The sequence below is a fragment of the Lysobacter niastensis genome (genome assembly GCF_015453285.1).
Taxonomy (GTDB): domain Bacteria; phylum Pseudomonadota; class Gammaproteobacteria; order Xanthomonadales; family Xanthomonadaceae; genus Lysobacter_J; species Lysobacter_J niastensis.
The window spans coordinates 25,458-44,591 of record NZ_JADLZT010000003.1 but is presented as its reverse complement, the minus strand read 5'-3'; the positions used below and the strand labels follow the sequence as shown (position 1 = coordinate 44,591).

Annotated in this window: 22 protein-coding genes; 19 read left to right on the top strand and 3 right to left on the bottom strand. The window is 61.4% G+C overall.

The genetic code is table 11. From position 1 onward, the window contains the following. Positions 1-30 precede the first annotated feature (30 nt). Positions 31-312 (top strand): XAC0095 family protein, encoded by a 282-nt coding sequence (locus IU514_RS05270; protein ID WP_228760515.1) that lies wholly within the window; start codon positions 31-33, stop codon positions 310-312. Between the two features lie 101 nt (positions 313-413). On the opposite strand, the gene IU514_RS05265 is transcribed toward IU514_RS05270, so the two are convergent. Continuing rightward, on the bottom strand, positions 414-1,760 hold the full coding sequence (locus tag IU514_RS05265; protein ID WP_194930060.1) for a DUF6602 domain-containing protein: 1,347 nt from the start codon (positions 1,758-1,760) through the stop codon (positions 414-416). 414 nt (positions 1,761-2,174) lie between these two features. On the opposite strand from IU514_RS05265, the gene IU514_RS05260 reads away from it, so the two are divergent. The 12 genes from IU514_RS05260 to IU514_RS05205 all read left to right on the top strand — a co-directional run bounded on the left by IU514_RS05260 (position 2,175) and on the right by IU514_RS05205 (position 9,597). Continuing rightward, positions 2,175-3,173 (top strand): amidohydrolase family protein, encoded by a 999-nt coding sequence (locus IU514_RS05260; protein WP_194930059.1) that lies wholly within the window; start codon positions 2,175-2,177, stop codon positions 3,171-3,173. Then, complete coding sequence (locus tag IU514_RS05255) at positions 3,151-3,336, top strand: hypothetical protein (RefSeq protein ID WP_194930058.1); 186 nt, start codon at positions 3,151-3,153, stop codon at positions 3,334-3,336. The genes IU514_RS05260 and IU514_RS05255 overlap by 23 nt, the downstream gene beginning before the upstream one ends. A 420-nt stretch (positions 3,337-3,756) precedes the next feature. Beyond that, a complete protein-coding gene (locus IU514_RS05250; RefSeq protein ID WP_194930057.1) occupies positions 3,757-4,674 on the top strand; it encodes a restriction endonuclease in 918 nt (305 codons plus the stop codon). A 68-nt stretch (positions 4,675-4,742) separates the two neighbouring features. After that, entirely contained in the window at positions 4,743-5,273 is a 531-nt protein-coding gene (locus tag IU514_RS05245) for a M23 family metallopeptidase (protein WP_194930056.1), read from the top strand. Between the two features lie 95 nt (positions 5,274-5,368). After that, positions 5,369-5,695, top strand: coding sequence for a hypothetical protein (locus IU514_RS05240; protein ID WP_194930055.1), 327 nt, complete (start codon positions 5,369-5,371; stop codon positions 5,693-5,695). 74 nt (positions 5,696-5,769) lie between these two features. Further along, the gene (locus IU514_RS05235; RefSeq protein ID WP_194930054.1) at positions 5,770-6,102 is read left to right on the top strand and encodes a hypothetical protein; all 333 of its coding nucleotides are present in this window, start codon (positions 5,770-5,772) and stop codon (positions 6,100-6,102) included. Beyond that, positions 6,099-6,767, top strand: a complete 669-nt coding sequence (locus tag IU514_RS05230; protein WP_194930053.1) for an HAD family hydrolase — start codon at positions 6,099-6,101, stop codon at positions 6,765-6,767. Before IU514_RS05235 ends, IU514_RS05230 begins: the two co-directional genes overlap by 4 nt. Positions 6,768-6,880: 113 nt before the next feature. After that, complete coding sequence (locus tag IU514_RS05225) at positions 6,881-7,246, top strand: VOC family protein (protein WP_194930052.1); 366 nt, start codon at positions 6,881-6,883, stop codon at positions 7,244-7,246. An 87-nt stretch (positions 7,247-7,333) separates the two neighbouring features. Beyond that, positions 7,334-7,765, top strand: a complete 432-nt coding sequence (locus tag IU514_RS05220; RefSeq protein ID WP_194930051.1) for a hypothetical protein — start codon at positions 7,334-7,336, stop codon at positions 7,763-7,765. 69 nt (positions 7,766-7,834) lie between these two features. Further along, entirely contained in the window at positions 7,835-8,185 is a 351-nt protein-coding gene (locus IU514_RS05215) for a hypothetical protein (protein ID WP_194930050.1), read from the top strand. Between the two features lie 717 nt (positions 8,186-8,902). Further along, complete coding sequence (locus tag IU514_RS05210; protein ID WP_194930049.1) at positions 8,903-9,304, top strand: hypothetical protein; 402 nt, start codon at positions 8,903-8,905, stop codon at positions 9,302-9,304. A gap of 41 nt (positions 9,305-9,345) precedes the next feature. Then, the gene (locus IU514_RS05205) at positions 9,346-9,597 is read left to right on the top strand and encodes a YdeI/OmpD-associated family protein (protein ID WP_194930048.1); all 252 of its coding nucleotides are present in this window, start codon (positions 9,346-9,348) and stop codon (positions 9,595-9,597) included. A 4-nt stretch (positions 9,598-9,601) separates the two neighbouring features. On the opposite strand, the gene IU514_RS05200 is transcribed toward IU514_RS05205, so the two are convergent. Further along, the gene (locus IU514_RS05200; protein ID WP_194930047.1) at positions 9,602-10,564 is read right to left on the bottom strand and encodes an SOS response-associated peptidase family protein; all 963 of its coding nucleotides are present in this window, start codon (positions 10,562-10,564) and stop codon (positions 9,602-9,604) included. A gap of 221 nt (positions 10,565-10,785) precedes the next feature. Between IU514_RS05200 and IU514_RS05195 the strand changes: the two genes are divergently transcribed. Next, positions 10,786-13,416 carry a TonB-dependent receptor plug domain-containing protein gene (locus IU514_RS05195; RefSeq protein WP_194930046.1) on the top strand — a complete coding sequence of 877 codons (2,631 nt, stop codon included), beginning with the start codon at positions 10,786-10,788 and terminating at the stop codon, positions 13,414-13,416. Between the two features lie 467 nt (positions 13,417-13,883). Here IU514_RS05195 and IU514_RS05190 read toward each other — a convergent pair whose 3' ends face one another. Continuing rightward, on the bottom strand, positions 13,884-15,395 hold the full coding sequence (locus IU514_RS05190; RefSeq protein ID WP_194930045.1) for a M20/M25/M40 family metallo-hydrolase: 1,512 nt from the start codon (positions 15,393-15,395) through the stop codon (positions 13,884-13,886). A 715-nt stretch (positions 15,396-16,110) separates the two neighbouring features. On the opposite strand from IU514_RS05190, the gene IU514_RS05185 reads away from it, so the two are divergent. The 5 genes from IU514_RS05185 (at position 16,111) to IU514_RS05165 (ending at position 19,128) form a co-directional block, all read left to right on the top strand. Beyond that, positions 16,111-16,695, top strand: coding sequence for a tetratricopeptide repeat protein (locus IU514_RS05185; RefSeq protein ID WP_194930044.1), 585 nt, complete (start codon positions 16,111-16,113; stop codon positions 16,693-16,695). 57 nt (positions 16,696-16,752) lie between these two features. Next, positions 16,753-17,286 carry a hypothetical protein gene (locus IU514_RS05180; protein WP_194930043.1) on the top strand — a complete coding sequence of 178 codons (534 nt, stop codon included), beginning with the start codon at positions 16,753-16,755 and terminating at the stop codon, positions 17,284-17,286. A gap of 65 nt (positions 17,287-17,351) precedes the next feature. Further along, positions 17,352-17,954 (top strand): hypothetical protein, encoded by a 603-nt coding sequence (locus IU514_RS05175; RefSeq protein WP_194930042.1) that lies wholly within the window; start codon positions 17,352-17,354, stop codon positions 17,952-17,954. 119 nt (positions 17,955-18,073) lie between these two features. Continuing rightward, positions 18,074-18,571, top strand: coding sequence for a hypothetical protein (locus tag IU514_RS05170; protein WP_194930041.1), 498 nt, complete (start codon positions 18,074-18,076; stop codon positions 18,569-18,571). Between the two features lie 131 nt (positions 18,572-18,702). Beyond that, positions 18,703-19,128, top strand: coding sequence for a hypothetical protein (locus tag IU514_RS05165; protein WP_194930040.1), 426 nt, complete (start codon positions 18,703-18,705; stop codon positions 19,126-19,128). Positions 19,129-19,134: the final 6 nt, after the last annotated feature.

Below are 19,134 nucleotides of genomic sequence, written 5' to 3'. Positions count from 1 at the left end.
AGCCAGCAAGGACTGCCTGGAGGAATCGAGATGCGAAAGGACCATCGCACCACCGCAACCACCGCAACCACCGCCGCCGACCGCTCGCCGATGGCGTATCAGCTTCCCGAGGACGCGCACCTGGCGCTCGTACAAGCCCGCGACCACCTGCGGCTGCTCGCCCGCCTGACCGAACCACGCACCGAAGCCGGCGACGACGAAGTCCCGCTGTCTCCGCTCGCGCTGGCGCATTGCTTTGACCGCCTGGCCGGCGACCTCGACGGCATCGTCCAAGCCGCCCACTGGCCGGGCAGGGCATCCCCGTCTAGATAGTCGGGGTCTCGGTCGAGCGAGGCGCGCAGCCTCGCCGTACCGTCCCATGCGCTGGGCTTACAGCAAGCTCCAAGCGTCAAGTCTTATGCCGCATGGCGCGGCTAGGACTCCCACACCGCCCCGCTGAGCCAGCGTTGCACACTCTCGATCTGCTGGTTGAGCGGCACACCTTCGATCTCGCGTCCATGGTCTTCGAGTACATAGTTACCCCAGCTAGCTGACCCGAGGGGACGCATCAGGACTGGTTTTGTGTCAGAACCGAGGAGTGCTTGAGGGTCCCAGCTCCCCTGTCGCTTTGCTGTGTCGTGTCGCAGGTAGGAAAGCAGCATGCTCAAGAAGAGGGCAGCTTGAGGCCGCAGATTCGAAGCGCTTTCCCACGAAACGGCTACAGGCCGGTACCGTGATGTGTCCTTGCCTTTCAGATAGTCGATTGAGATGAAGGACTTTCCGGGAACGGCAAGGGCAGTTAGATGCTGAAAGGGACGGGAGATGGAGGTAGGAAGGTCCTCAGCCTCGACTTCGTCAGAGGTGTCCCGGTAAAAGTCATGTACACCGCTCATCAGAGTGTCGGTGTCTGCTGACTCAAAAGCGAAGATTCCTTTGAAGAACGGCGGGGTGCCTTCATCGCAATCACACACCTCGTTCAATAGGGCGAGGCTATTGCCTAACTCAGAAGTGGTCAGACTAGTCTTGACCTCGATCACGGCACGAACCGATTCTGGGGTCGCGACCACAAGGTCTCCCTCCCTGAATATCGGCGCGTAATCGACGCTATCGTAGATCAAGACATCGAGTTGTCGGTCGCACCCATGGATGAATCCTGTGGCGACGTGGTATCGATCCGGCAGGTTCTTGCGAAGGAGGCTTTGAAGAAGGTTCTCGCGGTAAGTTCCAAGAGTGGCCGCGTGTGGAATTATGTGTCTCACCCGCTTGCTGAGGGCGTCCAACTCTTCGGCGAATGTTGCCGCGAAGATACGAGTCTTCTCTCGCTGCTTAAGGCTATCGGCCAATGAGAGCCGGAAAGATGGTGGCCTTTTCATTCTCTCCACGATAAAAGAGCCGATAGCGGCTCTGCATTTCAGGCAGTTTTCAATGTACGGCATATCGAGATGCTTGAACCGAAGATCACTCTTGATCTTCTTAGTCAATGCCCCGACTTCTATCGCCCCTGCTTCACGGATGAAGGAACTCGCCAGGTCGAAAAGTGCTCGTGCTTGTTGATGAGCTTGCGGGTCTCGCTCAGAGAAGGCTCGAGTGAAAGGGGAAACAAAGAGATCGGAAGACGGCACCAGGTCCGCAAGCTTGGCGCCTGCTCCCCCGGGGAGGCGCACCAAACATTGGAAAGGGTCACTGTCCGTCGATACAACTTGGCTGTGCTCAAGTTCATGCCAATCTTGTGCCGGTCGTATGAATCCGTCGCCTTGTTTCAGTTCTTGATTGTTTGCCATGTGGCGGTAGGACTCGTGTTGGCGGGTTCGAACTAGTCTATCCAAGCGCGGACAGTCTCACTCAGGCCCATATGCGCTATGCGCAGCGGGGCCGCCTGCCAGAGTCCAACACCGATGCCGACGGCGAGGAAGTCCCGCTGTCGCCCTCGCGCTGGCGCACTGCTTCGACCGCCTCGCCGGCGACCTCGACGGCATCGTCCGCGCCGCCCACTGGCCGGGTGGGGCAGTGGGCACCCTGGAACACGCAGGGTCCGGCGACGCACCCGCTTGTTAGCCGGACCCGCGGTCCTTAATCTCAGCCCGGATCAACGCGTCAGTCCCACTTGATGAAGTGTTGCGCGGGATGGCGCGGCGGGTTCGTGTGACCGATGGCTGCCGCTGCGAAACTTTCCTCGCCCATTCTCAGGTGACTCCATGAAAGCCTTGAGCTTCGTGCTCTGTGTTCTCCTCTGCACCCCTGTTTACGCGCAGCAGCGGCTCCCGGTCATCGACATGCATCTGCATGCCTTCCCGGCGGATGAGTTCCCGCCTGGTACGCCACTCTGCCCGGGCGACCAGGGCGTAACGATCCCCACCTTCGATCCCAAGGCCGAACTGGACTTCGCCAGCTTCATCGCCTGCGACAAGCCGATCTTCTCGGCGAAGAGCGATGCGGAGCTCCGCGACCGCACGCTCGCGGAGTTGCGCAAGTACAACGTTCGACGGGCGGTGACCGAGGGCCCGGTGGAACTGGTCGCAGACTGGCGTAAGGCCGCGGGCGGCGACACGATCATTCCGGGCGTTGCCTTCGGCAAGCGCAAGGACAAGAGCATCGACGAACTGCGCCGGCTGCATGCGAATGGGCAACTGGCGGTGCTTGGGGAGGCCTATCTCCAATATCGCGGCCACCGCCCCGACGACCCGCGCTACGAAGCCTATTTCGCGCTTGCCGAGGAACTGGACATTCCGGTCGGCATCCATCTGGGCGAAGGCCCGCCGGCCGCCGCGCGCATCCCGGGCTACGAGGAATACCGCGCCAGCATGGGCTCACCGTTCATGCTGGAGGATGTGCTGCGCAAGCATCCGAAGCTGCGCATCTACGTCATGCACTATGGCTCGCCGCTGGTGGACGAGATGATCGCAATGATGTTCACCCACCCGAACCTTTACGTGGACGTCTCCTGCAATGTCTTCGCGTTCCCGCGCGCGCAGTTCTACGACGCGCTGAAACGCATGGTCGATGCCGGTTTTGAGAAACGGATACTGTTCGGCTCCGACCAGATGTACTGGCCGGATGCCATAGGCGAGGCGATCAAGTCGATCGAAGCCGCGCCTTTCCTCAGCGCGGAACAGAAGCGCGACATCTTCTACAACAATGCCGCACGGTTCCTGCGCTTGAGTGAAGCGCAGGTTGCCAAAGACCATCAGCAGTAGTGCGCTCGCCCGCCTGGCCGAACCGCGCACCCGCACCGGGGGCGACGGCGACGAAGTCCCACTGTCGCCCCTCGCGCTGCCGCATTGCTTCGACCGCCTCGCCGGCGACCTGGACGGCATCGTCCGCGCCGCCCACTGGCCGGGCGGGGCGGCGGGCGCGTAGCGCCTTCTGACCCGAAAAGCCCGCCACATGGGCTCGCGGGGCCGCTGGCCGTTAGCCGTTTGGGTTTCCGAGCTCGACGCGCGACTGATCTTGCTCGGCGCGCCGAGCTCTGAGCTCCGTTGTTGTGACTATTTGCTCGGGGACCGGAGCTCCGAGCTCCAGCGACGGAGCAAATAGCTCCACCTCCGACGAGGAAAAGTCACAAATGTGGAGCTCCGAGCTCGGGCGGTGGTGAAAGTTTCACCAGCGGCCGAGCAAAATGCCCGGCGGTCCGAGCTCGGGAGCTCCGTCGATGGAGCTCGGAGCTCCAAGCGCCGCTCGGGCGGTCCGGCCAGCAAAGCGCACGCCGGAGCTGTTCGCCCTTACCGGGTGCGCCACTGGGCGCTACCATCCGGTCGACGGACTTCCGCAGGGGGCGGAATGAAAGGACTCAAGCGGGTAACCCAGCGCCGTGACGACGCCCTGGCGCGCGTCGGCTGGGATCACCTCGAAACGCTGCTGGCGGCCTACTACCGCAGCGAGGGATATCAGGTCGAGCACGTCGGAACCGGCGCGACCGGCGCCAAGTTCGACGGCGGTATCGACCTCAAGCTGCGTCGCGGCGAGCAGTACATCGTGGTGCAGTGCAAGCACTGGAACGCCATGAAGGTGCCGCACAACGCCGTGCACGAGTTGCTGGGGCTGATGGTCAACGAGGGCGCGACGGGCGCCATCCTGGCGACGAGTGGCGAGTTCACCAAGGCGGCCATCGAAGCCGCGACGCGCCTGGGCCATGTGCACCTGATCGATGGCGACGAATTGCGGGTGATGCTCGGGCCAGTGCGCGAGCCGGAGCCGTCAGCGTTCGATTCCATCCGCATGGGCGGGGAAGGCGGCACCGGCTCACTCGTCGCAAGGCGGGTAGGGGAGCGCCTGCTGTCGGCAGAGGACCGCATTCGTTACGGGACCGCTGGTGGTCATCGGCGGGTGGCGGCCCGCAGCTTCGGGACGCTGCTGGTGATGAAGCTGCTGGGACTGGCGTTGACCGTGTCACTTCTGGCTGCAATAGGGTGGCTGTTCACGCGCTACATCACGGCCATCCTCACCCCGCCACCGGTGGCGCGGTCGCAACCCTCGGGAGCGCCGGCTACCGTCGTGCCGGTCCAAGCGGTGACGGACTCGAAGGTAGCCACGTATGCCGACGCCTGCCATGAAGTGATCGACAAGCCCTCTGGCACGTACATCGATCACTGTGCGAAGACACCGATGTCGACGGTCTCCGCAGACGAGCTTCGGAAGCAAAAGCGCGATGCGGACGCCGCCATCGAAACGATTGCGGATTCCACGCCTGAGATGTAATCGGGCGAGGCTAGCTGGACGTATAACGGGACCCGCGGGTCCGTCTAACAGGTAGTCAGGTGCCGCAGATGCGATTCTGGAAAACACGAATATTCAAAGCCTCACTCGCAGTGATGATTGCGGTGCTTGCCGTCGGTTACTTGATTCCCGAGCGCGCAATCATCCCGGTGCAAGGCGCATCGACGCGCGACTGGAACTCCCAGTCTTTCTGGTATGAGCCGTGGGGCCAGTCTGGCGTACACAAAGGGATAGACATCTTCGCTCCTGACGGCAGGCCCGTCGTCGCACCAGTTAGCGGCATCGTGCTGTTTCGTGGGGATATGGGGATCGGTGGCCGAGCCATTATCATTCTTGGGCCTCGCTGGCACTTCCACTACTTTGCGCACCTTAGTCAGTGGCATGTGTCGCCGCTTTCGTTCGTGTCACGCGGCCAGCGTGTTGGGGACGTCGGCACTTCTGGCAATGCAGCCGGAAAGCCCCCGCACCTGCACTACGCCATCACGTCGCTGTTGCCGAGACCGTGGCGGATAAGCAGCGCAACGCAGGGCTGGAAGCGAATGTTTTTTCTGGATCCAAATGGTGTCGTAGGTGGCACCTGACAACTCATTCAAGCCGAAGCCGCTTCCCGGCTCGGCTTAGTTCAGGCGTTAGGCCTCAAGCCAGACAAATGGAGGGCGTTATGGTTAGGAAGGTGATGGAATCTCTGGCGGCATGCTTCGTGCTCGTTGCCTCGCTCAGCGCGTCTGCTGCGGATCCAGTGCGCATTGATGGAACGACTGATCAGTCGGCCAACGAAAGCTTCAACCGGATGGTGGAGCAAATCGCCCCTGAGAAGCGCATGGATCTTCAGGTGGCGATGCTGCTGATAGTGATGGATGGCGTCGGTAGTGCTAAGGAGGCCATGACTCGCCCCGAGCTCCGCAATCCGTCGATCGTGCTAATCAAGGATCGTGTCAATGGCATGACCGCTGATGAGCTGATCGCGCTCTCAAAGACCAGCACAACGAAGCAAGCACCGTGACAATGTTGAGGCCGAACAATTCACTCAAGGGGAAGCCGCTTCGCGGCTCGGCCTAGTTCAGGCGTTAGGCCCACATGCAACCATCACTTCACACTGCAGCTAACGGACACCTCACGCTCGAGTTTGGCACATACGACTCAGCGCTTTGGTCGGCCATATCCAACTACCTGGAGATTGATCTCGGGTTTAGCCGGACGGGCCAGGTGGTAGTAGCGGGCACGGGTGAGGGGGTGCGCCAAGGTTTTCAGCAGGGGGAACTGACGCTGGATGCAGGCTGGGACAACTGGTCCGGGGATTACCTACTCTCCAATTCTGCTGAAGGAGATGATCTTCTCCGCCGGTTGCTTGACGTCGTTCAAGCCGAATCCGCTTCGCGGCTCGGCTTAATTCAGGCGTTAGGTGGATGAATCAAGAGTCGCGTGTCGTTGTGTTCGACTTCGATCTCACCCTGACACGGTGGGATACCGCGGACCGCTTCTTTCGGTGGATGCTTCGTCGTGACCCATGGCGCTTCGCCTTGATTCTTGTCGCCCTTCCGATACTGGGGCCACTCCTGTTGGCGAGATCCACTCGGAAATGGCCCATCCGGTTTGCTGTATGGGTCGCAACGCTGGGCCGCTCGTCCGACTCCCTGTCCGTACTTGCCGACGAACACATTCAGTCCCTACCCATGGGGCATGCCTCTGTATTTCTGCCCGCCGCTACGGAGCAACTGCAGGCCCATATGGATCAAGGCGATCAAGTCGTTATCGCTACCGGCTGCGTGGAGGCGTTGGCCCAGGCCCTGCTGAGGCACGCCGGGTTCGGCCATGTGCCGTTGGTGGCCTCTACGCTTCGTCCGTTCCTCGGCGGCCTGGTGCGGGATCAGCATTGCTTCGGCCCCAACAAGATCCCAATGCTTTCCGCGCGCGGCTTCGCGCCGCCATGGGCCATTGCATACACGGATCACCATGTGGACCTTCCGGTGCTTCGGCTGAGCTCCGAGCGCTATCTGGTCAGTCCCAAGCCCAAGTGCATCGCCCGCATTGAGCAGGCCTTGGGCATCAAAGCTACCATTCTCGCGTGGCGGTAGCGGGTCATCCGCCTGACCATTCATTCAAGTCGAAGCCGCTTCGCGGCCACGGCTTGATTCAGGCGCTAGGCCGCTGATCAGCATCACCGTCAACTGATTCAGAGGGAAGGAAAATGATCCTTGGGTTACGTACGACGATCTACCCTGCACATGATCTTGCGGCTGCAAAGGACTGGTACGCCCAGGTTCTTGGCCTGCAGCCCTACTTTGATGAACCGTTCTACGTTGGGTTCAACGTCGGAGGATTTGAGCTTGGCTTGATTCCCGATGGCCAACCCGGCGTTGACGGGCCACAGGCCCTTTGGGGTGTGCTGGACGCATCGCAAGCCTATGCCAGGCTTATTGAGCTCGGTGCCACCTCGCTCGACCCAGTCACGGACGTTGGCGGCGGCATCAGGGTCGCAGCGGTAACAGACCCGTTCGGAAACAGGTTCGGCATCATCGAGAATCCCCACTTTGATGCGGCCAGCGTCAGGTGACGCGGTCCAACCGTTCATTCAAGCCGAAGCCGCTTCGTGGCTCGGCTTTGGCATTACCCAGACGTTAGGCGCGATCAAGGGGGTCACGTGATTGAGAATCCATATGCAGCACCAGCTGCGGCCGTCGGCGACGTCGCTGCACCGAAGATTCCCGAGGACGTTCTAAAGAAGATCAGGTATGCCTGGATAACGGCAGCGATCACTGGGGCCTTTACCCTTGCACTCTCGCTTCTCGCGATCTCAGGCAAGAGCATCCTTGGCTACTCGGCATTGGAGTCGGTCGATGCCGCTCTCATTTTTGGACTTGCATTTGGCATCTACAAGAAGAGTCGCGTCTGTTCCGTGCTGATGCTCGTCTATTTTGTTGTATCCAAAATTCTCATCATGGTGGAGGCAGGTCAGCCGCAAGGGCTGGTGCTTTCACTGATCTTCGGCTTCTTCTACTACCACGGCGCCGTCGGCACGTTTGAGTACCATAGGATTGTGCGCAAAGGTGTCAGCCCCTCAGGGCGTGCCTGACAATTCATTCAAGCCGAACCGCTTCGCGGGTCGGCTCGATTCAGACGTTTTGCGTCGGTTGGAGGTTGTATGGCGAAGTCGTACCTCTTTCTGAAACCCACCCAACTGCCGCTCTCCGGGCGCGCCCTGACTGCGGAATCCGTTTCGCCTATCGACTCCAAGGAAGTAGCCGCCTGCCTGAAACAGGCTTTGCCTACTCTGGTCTGGTCATCTTCTACAGAGGCGTCTGGGGAGACGGGCGAGGGATGGGTTGAGTTCGCTCAGCCCGGCGAGGGCGCCACTCAATCACTCGCGCTCCGCTGCTCCCTTCGCTCGGATTACACCCCGCTCGTGCAAAGGCTTTGCGACCAGTTCGGATGGGTAGCGTTTGATGAAACACCGATGCTCTATCAGCCTCACAGCGCGCCCGAGGCACTTTAGCCATGGTATTCGCAGCCCGATCGCCTGACAGTTCATTCAAGCCGAGCCCGCTTCGCGGCTCGGCTCAGTTCAGGCGCTAAAACTCATGAGGTACATGCTCGCGATTCTTGTGCTCGCTTGTATAGGCTGCGGTTCTTCCCGAGAAGATTTGCGTGCACAGGCGGAACGACAAGAGAAGGAGAGACTCGCTCGCGCTGTGCCAAACCATTCACTCCAATCGTTCGACGGAACAGTCAACGGCAAGGACTTGGGCGAGTGGGGAGGCGAAGTGACCTTCCGGGAGCGCGATGGGTCCGAGTATCAGTTGATAGCTGACAACAGCCAGGGCATCTTCAATATGCCGTTTGGAGTTGTCGCGGTAACTGGCCTTGCTCATCTCCAGGAGAATCGCGGCAGCGTGTACGTGCTTTCAAGAGTCCCCGGCGGCCGCGTAAGGGCAGTCAAGACACTGACCCTTCCAGGCTGGCCATGCCAAGCTTCAGCCTCGGATGCACAGGTCATGCTCCGAACTTTCCTGGGCCATGAAGCTGAAAAGCCAAAGTACCGCTGCTATTCGCTTCAGTCGCCAAAAGTAGCAGTACCAGCCTCGTGCCCATTGGTCATTCCGGACGGATGTTTTCAATGAGCGCTAACAATTCATCCAAGCCGAAGGTACGTCGCGGGTCGGCCTGATTCAGATTTTTGGCGGCACACCATTACTTATCAGGTACTCACGGAATGAAAAGACCAAATCTCCTATTGCCCTTGCTGCTTGTCGTCTCGGCTCTTGCTATTGCCGCCTGTGGCCGAACTCCTTCCTTGCAAGGAAAGTGGGCGGTAGACGTTGAAGCAACTATTGGAAAGGCGAAGGAAGCTGGCATCCCGGATTCGGAGTCACCTCAAATTCGCGAGATCTATGATGGGGGGCAGCTCGAGATCACGGGCGATACGCTCATTATCAGGATCGCTGGATTCCCGGAGGCCATTGCCCGCAACTACAAGGTCGTCGGAGAGGCTGACAACTGCTACAAGCTGGAGATCAATGGCGCTCCAGGCGCGCACAATTACTGCATTGAGGGCGGCAACTTGATCGTGCAGGACCCCAGCGCGAAGCTTGCGATTGTTTACAAGGGGTCGTAGCACATCATTGCCGCCTAACAATTCATTCGAGCCATTGACCCATGACCACTCAAAAGCTCGCGGACGGCACGGTTCATAAGCTGCCTGCTGATTTCCGGAAAGCCATCGAATCTGATGCCACGGCCAAGGGCCTCTGGGCCGATATCACCCCGTTGGCGCGGAACGAGTGGATCTGTTGGGTCACTTCGCCCAAGCAGGAAGCGACCAGGCAGCGTCGCATCGAGGTCGGTATCGACAAGATGCGAGGCGGCATGCGCAGGCCGTGCTGTTGGCCCGGATGCCCGCACCGCTGATTCGCTATGCCGCCAACCGATGCTCGTAGTAGGGACGGAACCGATCGTCGAGGATCGCGTAAAGCGCCGCGAGATTCTTCGGGTCCGGATTGAGCCAGGCGTCGATGTGCTCGGGCTTGATCGGGATGATGCAGCGGTCGTGGCCGGCGGCCGCGATCTCGGGCGGCGGGTCATCGGTGATCGCCGCGAACGACAGCAGATCGGGCTCGTTGCCGCGGCCCCGCCAATGCGACCACAGGCAAGCGACCAGCATGTCTTGCGGCTCCGATGGCCGGAACTCCAACACGACGCTCTCGTCCCTCTCTCCGGGCGCCAGTTCGCGGCCTTCGGCTTTATGCCGGCTGACGTTCTCGTAGAACGCGCTGACCACGGTGATGCCATGGGTGTAGCCGAACGTGTCGCCCCAGAATCCTTCCAGGTTGTCGCGACGCGCGTTGTAGGTGCCGGGGTATAGCCGGTCGTAGTCGGCGGACTTGCCGGCCAGCCTGCACTGGTAGCGCATCGGCTTCACCACGCGCCGGCCGTTCTCGACGATCAGCACCGGCGCGTACCAGCCCGGGAAGATCCGCTCATCCTCGTCGATCAGTTGGGTGCGGCGCAGGTCCGAGAGCTTGCCTTTCGCCCACTCGATCTTGTCGGTTGAGATGCGCAGGTCTTCCTGCGCTTTCTTCGTCGTCTTGGTCTGCAACGTGCGCTCGGCGTCGGCGCGGCGCTTGGTCTGCTTGAACAGCTCCTGCTCCAGCTTGGCCGCCTGCTGGGCGTTGAACTCATTGATCAGCGTTCGGATCTCGCGCTCGTCCTCGGATTGCGGCGTGGCGAACGCGGCGTCCATCGCCTTGGGGATCTTAATCTGGGGGCTTCCATTCCTCTCCCAGTACAGGCGAACGAAGTCGCGGATGCTGATATCAGCGCCGTACGCTCTGACGTACTTCTTGTAGTCCTGGCGGATCTGGGCGGAATAGCACATGGCCGGACTATACCCCCGGCCTTGTCACCGGATGAGGCTCGTGCGAGCAACGCGGGTGCGACCTTCGGCCTTGCCGGGTACGTCACTGCGGACTTCACCGTTGCATTCGTTTCGATGAAGGCGCAGCAGTAAGCATGTCGCATGACCCCATTCCGTTCCTTCATTATGTTGGCTGAATGGGGTGTGGCCTACTGTGCCGCCCACTGACTTGTCTGTTCGCAATGCGCAAAGCTGCACCTCTGGCCGCGGCGATCGCCGTGGCACTCGTACCGGGAACTCTGCTCGCCCAATCCGAAGCTCCTGCCGGAAAGACGCTCGATGCGGTCGTGGTCACCGGCTCCAACATCAAACGCACCGACGCCGAAGGCCCCAGCCCCGTCCAGGTCATCGACCGCGTCCAACTCGAGCAGTCCGGTAAGCAGACCGTTGCCGACGTGCTGCGCTCCATCTCCGCCAACACCGGCAACGCCTACAACGAGACCTACAACAACGGCTGGGCGTCGGGCGCAGCCGGCATCGGCCTGCGCGGACTGTCGCAGAAGAACACGCTGGTGCTGCTCAACGGACGCCGTCTTGCCAACTACGGTTTCCCGCAGGGCGGCCTGTCCGACACGTTCGTGAACCTCAACGCGTTGCCGCTGGTTGCGGTAGAGCGCATCGAAGTACTCAAGGACGGCGCATCGGCCGTATACGGCTCCGACGCCGTGGCGGGCGTGATCAACATCATCACGCGGCAGAACGCACAGGACGTGGAGGTCGGCGCCAGCGTCGGCACATCGACCGAAGGCGGCGCGGACCAGAACCACTTCACGCTGGTCGGCGGCGTCGGCGATCTCGAAGCCGACCGATTCAACGTGCTCTACAGCTTCGAGTATTTCCAGCGCGACCGCCTCGACCAGGACGAGCGCGACCTGACGAAGTCGGGCATCTACAGCGACAAGCCCGGCGGGCGCTGGAACGGCTGGTCGGCGAAGGGCGCGCGCCTGCTGGGCGCCAACGGTGCATCGATCCCGCTGCTCGACGCGAACGGCAACTGCCCCGAGGGCACGGTGCTGACCGCGAGCGCGCCGATCGACGGCCGCGCCGGCAACACGTGCGCGTTCAACGTTGCGCCGTACACGACGCTGATCCCCGGCACAGAGCGCTATCAGGCGTACGTAACAGGCACTTACCTTGCGACGGACGACGTGGAGGTGTTCGGCGAAGCGCTCTACAGCTATATCCGCGGCGATTCGATCTTCGGCTCCAGTCCTTACTTCACGCTGGAGAGCGGGCGCTTCGCGCTGAATGCGCAAACGGGATTGGCCGAACCTGTGCCCGCGGTACTTCCGGCTGGCAATCCGTACAACCCGTTCGGCGTGGATACACCGATCGAGTACACGTTCTTCGATCTCGGCCAGTCGAAGAAGATCAACACCTCGCATTTCTACCGGGTGCTTGGCGGCGTGCGCGGCCGCACCGATCGCTGGGACTGGGAGAGCACGGTGTTCGCGTCCAAGAGCCGCGAGCGCGAGACGGTCACCGCCGGCTTCGCCAACCGCTACGGCCTGGCCGCCGCGCTGGCGGATGGCAGCTACAACCTGCTGAATCCGTCGGCGACGCCACAGGCGGTGATCGACTCGATCAACCTCAGCACGGTGCGTCCGGCCGAATCGGAGCTCAACGGCGTCGACTTCAAAGTCACCGGCGACCTGTTCGACCTGCCCGCGGGCAGCGTCGGCTTCGCCGCGGGTGCCGAGTGGCGCGAAGAGAAACTGCGCTCGAGCAATCCGTGGCAGATCGACGCAGGCCTGCAGATCCGCCCGGCCATCGCGGAAGTGGACGGTCAACGCGACGTTGCCGCCGTGTACGCCGAGTTCAACGTGCCGCTGGCGTCGTCGCTGGAAGTGCAGCTGGCCGGTCGCGGCGATCACTACAGCGATTTCGGCAACGCGTTCTCGCCCAAGGCCAGCCTGCGCTGGCAGCCGCTCGACTGGCTGCTGGTGCGCGCAGCGGCTTCGCGCGGCTTCCGCGCGCCGTCGCTGTCGGAGAACGCGGACAGCACCAACATCTCCTACGGCGCAGTCGTCGACCCGTACGATCCGAACCTGCCGAACTCCACGCAGCGGCCGACATTCTTCACCGTCGGCAACAGCGACCTGGACCCGGAGCGCACGCGCAGCTACAACCTGGGCTTCGTGCTGTCGCCATTGGCCAACACCAGCGTGAGCGTCGACTACTACCGCATCAAGCTCGACAACCTCATCGGCACGAACAACACCACCGCCATCGTCAACCGCAACGACCCGAGCGACGTGATTCGCGATGCCAACGGCAAGCTGGTGGCGGTCTACAACCGCTACCAGAACCTGAGCGAGCTGGAGACGTCCGGCATCGACGTCGAACTGAGCCAGCGCTGGCGCACTGCATCGGCCGGCGATTTCAACCTGTCGAGCGTGTACACGCACGTGCTGGAGTACAAGCGGCCGGCGACAGTTGGCGGGCCACCTGTGGACTACGCGGGCAGCAACCTCGGCCCCGCGTTGCCGCGCAACAAGGCCACGACCTCCCTCGGCTGGGACATCGCCGACGTCAGCACCAGCCTCACCTGGTACTACACGGGTGGTTACGACCAGCGCACCGTCATCGGACCGGGCATCCCCGCGCGCGTGGATGCGGGCAACCAGTTCGACCTGTACGTCGGCTACAAGGGGTTCGAAGGCTGGACGCTGTACGCGAAGGTGCAGAACCTCTTCGACGAGGAGCCGCCGTACGATCCTGCCGGTTTCGCGGGTCTGCGCGTGCCGTACGACATCACTCAGTACGACCTGCGCGGGCGTTACGTCACCCTGGGATTCGACTACCGCTTCTGATCGAGTCCTCCCGGCACCCGGCCGATGGCCGGGTGCCGCTCGAACGGAACGCGAAGAGGCCGCGTTCGGTGCTATTGCCGCTTTGGGCCTGAAGCGGTCATGGTAAAGGGCGTCTGCCCGCTCTTTAGTAGATCAGGCTCATTCATCGGCTGACGCTGGATGAGCCTGACCCAATTCCAGCTCGGAGGGAGTCGTATGAAGCGCTCGCACCTCTTTGGTCTGCTCGGCTTCGCTTCTCTGGTCGCGTGCTCAAGCGGTGAACCGCAGCCACAGCCCGCACCCGGTTCGGACCGCGACCCTCATGGTTGCATTCCGTCTGCCGGCTACTCCTGGTGCGCAAAGACCCAGCAGTGTGAAAGGCCATGGGAACTCGCGAAGCAGCGCGCCTTCGACAACACGCAGAAGGCGTTTGAAGATTTCTGTCGCGTGCCAGAGACGGCACCTGGCGGGACCTGACGTCCGGTGCTTTACCAGTTGAGCTCGCCGAGCATGGCGGAGTAGGTCTCTATTCCGTCCCACAGATTCTGCAGTCGGGCGTTCTCGTTGGCGGCGTGCTGGTTGTTGTCATGGTTGGCGATGGGCAGGCCGATGACCGGAACGTCCAGTATCTGGGTGAAGAGATAGATCGGAACGCTGCCTCCCATCATGGGCAGCACGGCGACGGGGCCAGCGGCGGCGCGCTGCGCGGTAGCCAGCACGGCGCGCGAAGCGGGTTGGGTCATGTCGGCGCGGTAGCCAGGATAACCGGGGCCCCAATCGAGCTTCACCAGCTTGGACTTGCTGCTGCGCGTGGCCTCATCGGGCTCCGCCTGCAGCACCGTCCAGCCGAGGTCTTGCAGCCGTTTCTCCACCCGTTCGCGCACACGCTCCGGCGTCTGGTCGGGAACCAGACGGAAATCCAGACTCACCTCTGCCGTCGCGGGGATAGCTCGGCCGGGGCCACCCGCTTGGAGGCCAACCACATTGAGCGCGGGGCGCATGGTGCTCGCGGTCAGGCCGTCGCTGCCTTCGCCCTGTGCGATGCCGAACTCCCGCTTCAGCGACGGCTCCACCGGCGGCAGTGCAGCGATGGATTCCCGTTCTGCTGTGGTCAGTGGTCGCACGTCGCGATCAAAGCCGGGGACGCGGATGCTGCCGTCGGGCGCGCGCAGGTCCATGACCAGCTCCGCCGCCTGGTAGGCCGGGTTGGGCACCCAGTTGCCGTAGTGGCCGCTATGCAGCGGCCGGAGCGGACCGTAGACCGTTGCCTTCACTCCAATCATCCCGCGTGCGCCGAAGTAGAGCGTGGGCCGGCGTGACTGATGCATGGGCCCATCGCCGATCAACCACAGATCGGCAGTGAGTAGCGACCGGTTCCGGCGAAGCAGGTCGGCCAGATGCGGTGAACCCAATTCCTCCTCGCCTTCCCAGAACACCTTGATGTTGACGGATGGTGCTCGCCCCAGCGCCTTCAGTGCGTCAAACGCTGCAAGGAATGCGGTGATCGACGACTTGTCGTCGCTGACAGCGCGGCCGAACAGTCGCCATTCCGGATTGAACGGTGGACGCAGATTGCCCGGGTCGACAGGCGGCGCCTTGGGGTTCGGTGCGCCGCGCAATACCGGCGCAAACGGGTCCGCCTCCCACTCGGCGCGGTTGACGGGTTGGCCGTCGTAATGGGCGTAGAACACCACCGTCCGCTTGGCACCGGGCGCGTTGAACTCGCCATACACGAGCGCCGGCACACCCGGACCGCCTTGCAACAGCTGCGCCTGAAACCCGCGTTGCGAAAGCTCGGCCTGCAGGCGATGGGCCATGGCGTCGAGGCCAGTGGCGTCCTCGGCGACGCTCGGAATCGCGGCGAACTCGGAGAGCTGCCGCACGAGCGCCGGCTCGTGTTCCGAGCGCCATTGGCGAACCTGTTCCACCAGAGTGTCGCCGGCGTTTGCCGCGGTGCAGGCAATGCCGCAAGCGATGGCAAGTGCCACTTCTTTCATCATTGCGATGCCTCCAGCATGCGATCAGTAGCCGCCAAGGCCAACGCAAACCTGCGTGGAAATCGGCCGGTCGTCGCCCGGGCGACCGCGTCGATCGGGCGGGGCAGGGCCGGCAGTACGTGGAACCGCTAGAGCGGCCTGCGCGCCTCGCCCCGGTCCGCGCAGCGGTGCTGCTCTCGCCACCGCACTGACCCGCCGGGTCCGGTTATGCGTCGGCTTGTTAGCTGGACCCGGGATCCTTAATCTCAGGTCAGATCAACGCGTTGGCCCACATTCGGCGGGTCTTGCGCTGGATGTATAACCGGACCGGCGGGTCCGTCTAATGGGTAGTCAGGGTGCAGCCATGCGTTGTCCAGAGTGCGAGCAACAGACAATTGGTTTCGGCGAGTGGTGCAGATCTCACAATGCCTTCAGGTGGTGCTGCCCGCACTGCCGCACTTTGCTCAAAGCTAGTAGGGTCACTTGGCACTGGTTCTTCGGTGGCCTAGCACTATGCGCCGTTGTCCTGGGGCTCATCATTGCTCTTGAGCAAACCGGGGCTCTTCCTGTCGGTGCTAGTAGGCCGCTCTTGCTCGTTGCGTTTCTCGTTACGTTGGTGCCCTTTGGCTGGCTTGCCTACAGAAGGGGCGGCTATGTTTCTCTGTAAGGCTCCGCACCCTAACAATTCATTCAAGGCGAAGCCGCTTCGTGGCTCGGCTTAATTCAGGCGTTAGCGCTCATGAAGAATGTAGTCGCATCCATCCTTCTCTTGTTTTCGCTTTCTGCTCTCGCCGATGACCGGTGCGACGGCATTACAGAACTCGCAGTTCACGCTGCTCTCGATGACCCTCGGTCGGCCTATGATCTGGGTGTCGCCTTCTACACTGGGCGCTGCACAGCTATCCCGAAGAGTTACGAGAACGCCGCAAAGATGTGGCGCAGAGCGTCTGACTTGGGCGTTATCCCGGCAAAGAATAATCTCGGTTATCTGCTATACACCGGCCTTGCGGGGCGCGAGGACAAAGCTGAAGCGGTTCGTTTGTGGGCGGAAGCCGCCAAGGTCGGATTTGCGAAATCCCAGACTCATCTAGGCATCGCCTATTTCGATGGTGCTGGAATCGGGAAAGATCAAGCGCGGGGGCTTGCCTGGGTTTTGCTCGCGATTGACTCTGCGCCCAAGAGGCCTGACACGGCAGATGGTGGCGGTGGCCAAGCCGTCCTTGCGGACGCACTGGAAGAGAAGGAGAGAATGCTCAAGGTGGCTCCACAGCTCATCGAGACGGCACAAGCTCTCAAAGCTGAGCTCTCGGTCAATGAGCGCTAACAATTCATTCAAGCCGAAGCCGCTTCGCGGCTCGGCTTAGTTCAGGCGTTAGACCTTATGCGGAAGATCCTGGTGGCCTTGCTCTCAATCTTTGGTTTCGGCCAAGCGGTAGCGCGCCCGCCAGACCAGACGCCCGCGCCTGTCACGAGCGATCTACGCTCAATGGTGCTCAACCTCTCGCCTACCGAGATCGGCCTATCCCCACAGAACTTCCCACACCAAGCTTGGGGCATGGTCATGGAGACCGGCATGGATGCCGGTTACTACACCCTCGTAGTCCTTGCCGACGGCACAACCAGCCTTTACTTCAGTACCGGCGGCGGCGTCATCGGCGCAGGGGAAAAGGCGCAGGTGCGTGAGGCAAGCCAGCAGTTCATTGGCTGGGGTAATCGCCTTCTAGGGGCAGCCCATCCCGCTGCCTCCATGCAACCGCCTGCGGTGGGCCAAACGCAGTTCTTTTTTCTTACGTTTGACGGCGTTCGATCGTATGCCGCACCTGAGGCTGAGCTAGGCGAGGAGCGGGATAGCCTCTCGCCTCTCTTCCACGCCGGGCATGCCGTTATAGCGGCGGTCCGGCAGGCGCGGCCATAAGGGTCTAACAATTCATTCAAGCCGAAGCCGCTTCGCGGCACGGCTCAACTCAGGCATCAGGCGGCATGAAAAAAGCATCGCTGCTGTTGATTCTCGTCAGCGCACTTCTGTGCGGGCGGTCATACGCACAGACACTTGAGCCATGTCGTCAGCCTGAGTTCCTGGCTGGCTACTATCGCGGCGTCGATAGGGTTATCGACAATGCCGTGGGCCAAACCCCTTCTTTGTCATTGACCACCCTACCTTCGTTCTGGGCTGAGTCTGGGGTTCGCATAGTTGGCTCGGATGTCTACTTTGTCGAGTTCAAGTCTTCCTTTTGGGGCGAAGCCAACTCATACGGCAGCTTCGCATCGCCACGCATAGAGACCAGAACGAATCGAGCTGCAATCAGCCCAGAGCTAGCCAGCCGCATTGAGGAAATCTACGCCGGCGCCATAGCAGGTGCCAGTCAGACAGATCGCCGCGGAGTAGATGGTGTTTCCTACCGCTTCTCGTCTCCACGGGCTGGGTGCGGAGAGACTTGGTCTCCCGAACCCGACACTGTTAACGCCCGCCTGGTCGAACTGCTAGTGCTACTTAGCAACCATGCAAAGCTATCCAATCCGCGTGATATGCAGCGCAGTGAAGAGTCTATGGTTCACTTGATCCGCAACATGGATGGTCGCTAAAGGCGCGGCCTGACAATTCATTCAAGCCGAAGCCGCTTCACGGCTCCCCTTAATTCAGGCGTTAGGCGTCACAGATCCCACCTGCGCTATCGTCAACGCCAAAACTCGGGCTCAACATAATGTTGCTTGAACAGCTCGGTAGACTCGCGGAAATCGTCAGCGCGATTGCGATCGTTATTACGTTGCTCTACCTGTCGATTCAGATAAGGGATGCCGCACGCGCATCCAAGTCAGCGGCGGTCACAGACGCGACAACCGCGATGCAGGCCTTCTATCTGGAACTCGGCAGCAATCCCGCTGCCGCCAAGCTGTTTTTGGACGGATTAACCTACCCAGAGACCTTGTCACGGGAAGCGCAGTACCAGTTCCTGATGATGATGCATAGCTTCTTCCTTGGCGTTCAAAGATGCTTCTTTCTGGCCCAGGTGGGAACGCTGGACATTGGGCTACGAGACTCAATCGGCACGGCGCTGCACGCGGCCAATGATCTACCTGGGATGCATCTATATTGGCGTCAGCGAAAGCGCTACTTTCAGCCAGAGTTTATAGAATGGGTAGAAGACATATTCGCTCGCGATCCGTATACCGAAATGGACGCGTATCGTACCCATAGCTAGCGCGGCAAAATTTCTGCAGCAACAAGATTCAAGTGGAGGTGCAGATGCCGCCTGACAACTCGTTGCAACCGACGTCGCCCTCGTCGCTTCGCTCCTCGTGCGCCACGGCTGAACTCCATCGTTAGGCGCGCATGACACAGACTTGGCGACGTCTGGTCTATTTCGCAGTTGGCCTCGCGCCAGCCGTTTTCGTGCTGCCTATGGCGCGGGCGTTTGGTGGCGTCGTCCATCTTGGTGCATTCGCGGGAATCGCAGGCTTGGCGATCGCGGCTGTACTGTCATTCCCGGTTTCACGGGGCTCCTACTGGATATCCTCGCTGCTCCTCGTCTGCGGGTTGGTAGCAATGCTTCCGTTCTCCGTCGTGCTGCTCTACGGCACCGTCGCGGACTTCGTGACCGGTTCCACCGGCGTGCCGCTCGTTGAGGCCACTCGGGACGTGCTCGTCCGCCATTGGGGCTTTGGTGGTCCCGTCGCTTGCGCTTTCCACTTTCTGTGGCGTGCTCGCTGCGCGCCCAACAATTCATTCAAGCCGACGTCGCTTCGCGGCTCGGCCTAGTTCAGG